This window comes from Sphingopyxis sp. (assembly GCF_040216815.1).
Lineage (GTDB): Bacteria > Pseudomonadota > Alphaproteobacteria > Sphingomonadales > Sphingomonadaceae > Sphingopyxis.
Genome location: NZ_JAVJOJ010000002.1, coordinates 1 through 4004, shown reverse-complemented (window position 1 = coordinate 4004; position 4004 = coordinate 1). Strand labels below are relative to the sequence as shown.

Here is a 4004-nt window from a genome sequence, read left to right as displayed (position 1 = left end):
GTTCGTGAAGCGTTCGATGGGCGGCGTCGGCTATGCCGGCGTCGACAATGACGTCTTCTACATGGATCAGACGATGATGCTGCTCGGCGACGCCAAGAAGATGGCCGACGACATCGTCAAGGCGCTGAGCGGCAGCGGGCATTGAGCCATTCGCAATGGCGGACCTCCTTTTGCGTCCACTGCTCGCCGAATCAGCGACCGTTCGGCGAGCAGTGGACGCCATCTCGGCGCTCTAAAACGCGGTGCGGGATGCCGTCACTATCGGGCGCGGGCCATGTTCGTTGCTCGGCTCCGCGCGGCCGCCGTTACGGCAACGCGGGCGCGCGGTGAGGGCGAGGGTCTCCCCTTGTTTTCTGGTGTCGCTGCGCTGATCCTGCACCATAATCAGGCCTGCTCGGCATGAGGCCGGAGGCGTAAAAGAACGGAGAGATGACCCGTGGCGAATGACCCGACCAGTGACCCCGTAGTGCCGCTCGATCCCTCCTGGCCGAAGATGTCTCTCGCCGATGCCACCGCCGCGCTCACTGCACCGGGGGCTCCGTTCGAGATGGAAACGGTCATGATCGGCGGCATCCCGACGCGGACCTGGAAGAATGTGCCGCACGACCTTGGCGCCCTGCTCGATATTTCGCGCCAACATGGCGATCGGCCGTTCACGATCCTCGACGAGGAGCGCGTGAGTTTCGAGGCGAACTGGCGCGCGGCTGCGACCTTCGCACGCGCGCTCGGCGACATGGGCATCGGGAAGGGCGACCGCGTCGCGCTCGCGATGCGCAACCTTCCCGAATGGCCGATGATCTTCTTCGCGATCACCTCGATCGGTGCGATCGCCGTGCCGCTCAACGCATGGTGGACCGGCACGGAGCTGGCCTATGGCATCCGGGATTCGGGCTCCAGGCTCCTGATCGTCGATGCCGAGCGCTACGAGCGGATCGCCGAACATCTGGAGACGGTGCCGGCGGTCGAACGCGTCATCGTGGCGCGCGCGGGGACAGCGCCCGATCGCACGACGGCGCTCGAGGATATCGTCGGCACGACCGGCGATTGGGCCGGTCTGCCTGCCACCGAGCGCCCCGTCGTCGCGCTCGACAGCGACGATGACGCGACAATCTTCTACACCAGCGGGACGACGGGCAATCCGAAGGGCGCGCTCGGGACCCATCGCAACCTCCTCACCAACATCCTCTCGACGGGCTTCTCGTCGGCGCGAAGCTTCCTGCGGCGCGGCGAGCCCTTGCCCGCGCCGGCGCCGCGCACGATGCTGACCGTGATCCCCATGTTTCACGTCACCGCTTGTTCGGCGACGCTGATGGGCGCCATGGTGGCGGGGCACACGACGGTCTTCATGCGCAAATGGGAGCCGGTGCGCGCGATGGAAATCATCGAGCGCGAGAAGGTCAATCTGACCGGCGGCGTGCCGACGATCGCCTGGCAGCTCATCGAGCATCCCGACCGCGCGAAATATGATCTCTCCTCGCTCGAGGCGATCGCCTATGGCGGCGCGCCCTCCGCACCCGAACTGGTCAAGCGCATCTATGAGGAGTTCGGGGCGCTGCCCGCCAATGGCTGGGGGATGACCGAGACGATGGCGACGGTGACCCACCATTCGTCGGAGGATTATCTCAACCGCCCGACGAGCGCGGGGCCGCCCGTTGCGGTCGCCGATCTCGAGATTCGAGCCGACGACGGCGTGACCGTGCTGCCGACGGGGACCGTCGGCGAGCTCTGGGCACGCGGGGCGATGATCGTGAAGGGCTATTGGAACAAGCCCGAGGCCACCGCCGAAACCTTTGTGAAGGGCTGGGTGCGCACCGGCGACCTCGCCCGCCTCGACGATGAGGGCTTCGTCTATATCGTGGACCGGGCGAAGGACATGCTGCTGCGCGGCGGCGAGAATATCTATTCGTCAGAGGTCGAGAATGTCCTCTACGAACATCCTGCGGTGACCGATTGCGCGATCATCGGCATTCCGCACCGCACGCTCGGTGAGGAACCGGCCGCTATCGTCCATCTGGCGCCGGGAACGAGCGCGACCGAAACCGAACTGCGGGACTGGGTCCGCGCGCGGCTGGCGGCGTTCAAGGTACCGGTCGCAATCCGCTTCGTGACCGAGACCCTGCCGCGAAACGCCAATGGCAAGATCCTGAAGAAGGATCTCAAGCTGCTCTTTGCCGATCGGGAGGGCGAGGCGGCCGCCTAGCGCGCCGACGCCGGTCGCTTGATTTGCGGCCGGCGGATGCCGGAATGCAGCTATTGCGACCGATAATGTGTGCGGCGGTCTTGCGACCGCTCCGGGCGACGCGGACCTTGGGCGGTCGATGTTCGCATCCGTTACGAAGTCCGTCAGCTTCCGGGCTCCGTTCTGCTACAACTCATGTCCACGCACTTGCGCATTGCCTCTGCGCCTAATTTTGCCAGCGTCGGAAAGCTTTTGGCACGGTCGCGGGCATGTGCCGATGCCGCGGTACCGCGAATGACGCGGCCCTTGATGCTGTGGAAGATCGCGGCAAGGCGGAAATAATTGAAGGCGATGTAGAAGTCCCAATTGGCGATGCCGTCGCGGCCGGTGCGCCGGCAATAGGCCGCGACATAGTCGGCCACGGACGGGATGTTGAGCGCCGCGAGGTCTGCGCCGTCGAGCCCGGCGACGATATGCGGCGGCATCTGGTACATCATCGCGTGATAGGCGAAGTCGGCGAGCGGGTGGCCAAGGGTCGAGAGCTCCCGGTCGAGCACCGCGATCACAAGCGGTTCGGTAGGGTGGAAGATCATATTGTCGCAGCGGAAATCGCCATGGACGATGCTGCTCTCGTCACCTGCCGGAATGTTGGCGGGCAGCCATTCGACCAGTGCATCCATGGCGGTATCGCGGCCGGCGTCGCTGTCTTCGTGATATTGTTTCGACCAGCATCCGATCTGCCGCGCAAAATAATTGCCCGGTTTGCCGTAATCGCCAAGGCCGAGCGCGTCATAGTCGATGCCACGGAGCCGCGCGATCGCGGCGTTCATCGCATCGAAATATGCCGGTCGCTGATCGCGATCGACGCCGGGGAAGGTCGCATCCCAAAAGATACGCCCTTCGACCATTTCCATCACATAGAACCAGGTGCCGATCACGCTGTCGTCGGTGCACAGTCCGTGGATATGCGCGACGGGAAAGCCCGTTTTCCCGAGCGCCGTCAGAATGCGCGCTTGCGGTCGACGGCATGCGCGCCCGTCAGTATCTGGCCGGGCGGCTTGCGGCGAAGCACATAGGCGGCGGTCGGCGTCACCAGCTTGTAGGTCGGGTTCGACTGCCCGCCCTTGAACTGCTCGACGCGAAGCGGCCCGGCAAAGCCTGCGACATGCCCGGTCATCCAGCGCGCCAGCGCTGCCTCGTCGAAACAATGGGCGTCGCGCACCGCGGTCGTTCCGACGTTCGCATCCTGCGTCGGCGCGCTCATATCTGTGTTTCCTTCCAGTCGCGCTTGATCTTCTTCGCGAGGCTCCATTTGTGAACCTCGGTCGGGCCGTCGTAGATGCGGAACGCGCGCACCTCGCGGAACACCTGCTCGACGATCGTCCGGTCGGTGACGCCGGTGCCGCCCATCACCTGGACGCAGCGGTCGGCGATGCGCATCAGCGCCTCCGACACCGCGACTTTCGCCATCGAGCTTTCGACCGTGCCGAGCGAACCGGTGTCGAGCACGCCTGCACACCAGTCGATCATCAGTTCGGCCTGTTTGAGGTCGATCATATTTTCTGCGAGCATGAAACCGACGCCCTCATGCTCGATCAGCGGCTTGCCGAACGCCTCGCGGCGATTGGCGTAGTCGGTCGCGATCTCGTGCGCGCGGATGCACGCGCCGAGCCAGCGCATACAGTGCGACAGGCGGGCAGGGGAAAGACGCACCTGCGCGTAGCGAAAACCCTCGCCGGCCTGCCCGAGCATCTGGTCTGCGGGGACGCGCAGATTGTCGATCGTCAGCGTGGCATGGCCGCCGGGCATCGAGCTGTCGATCGTG

Annotated in this window: 3 protein-coding genes and 1 pseudogene; 2 read left to right on the top strand and 2 right to left on the bottom strand. The window is 65.1% G+C overall.

Annotation, left to right across the window (positions count from 1 at the left end; translation table 11 throughout):
- Both RIA72_RS02610 and RIA72_RS02605 read left to right on the top strand, forming a co-directional pair.
- Nucleotides 1-145: NAD(P)(+) transhydrogenase (Re/Si-specific) subunit beta (locus RIA72_RS02610; RefSeq protein ID WP_350030814.1), on the top strand; the 145-nt coding region annotated here is incomplete at its 5' end.
- 348 nt (nucleotides 146-493) lie between these two features.
- Nucleotides 494-2200 carry a class I adenylate-forming enzyme family protein gene (locus tag RIA72_RS02605; RefSeq protein ID WP_350030813.1) on the top strand — a complete coding sequence of 569 codons (1707 nt, stop codon included), beginning with the start codon at nucleotides 494-496 and terminating at the stop codon, nucleotides 2198-2200.
- A gap of 143 nt (nucleotides 2201-2343) precedes the next feature.
- Here the strand turns inward: RIA72_RS02605 and RIA72_RS02600 are convergent.
- Nucleotides 2344-3443 (bottom strand): annotated as a pseudogene (locus RIA72_RS02600) (phosphotransferase).
- On the bottom strand, nucleotides 3440-4004 hold a 565-nt coding region (locus RIA72_RS02595), incomplete at its 5' end, for an acyl-CoA dehydrogenase family protein (RefSeq protein WP_350030812.1). The pseudogene RIA72_RS02600 and the gene RIA72_RS02595, both read right to left, overlap by 4 nt.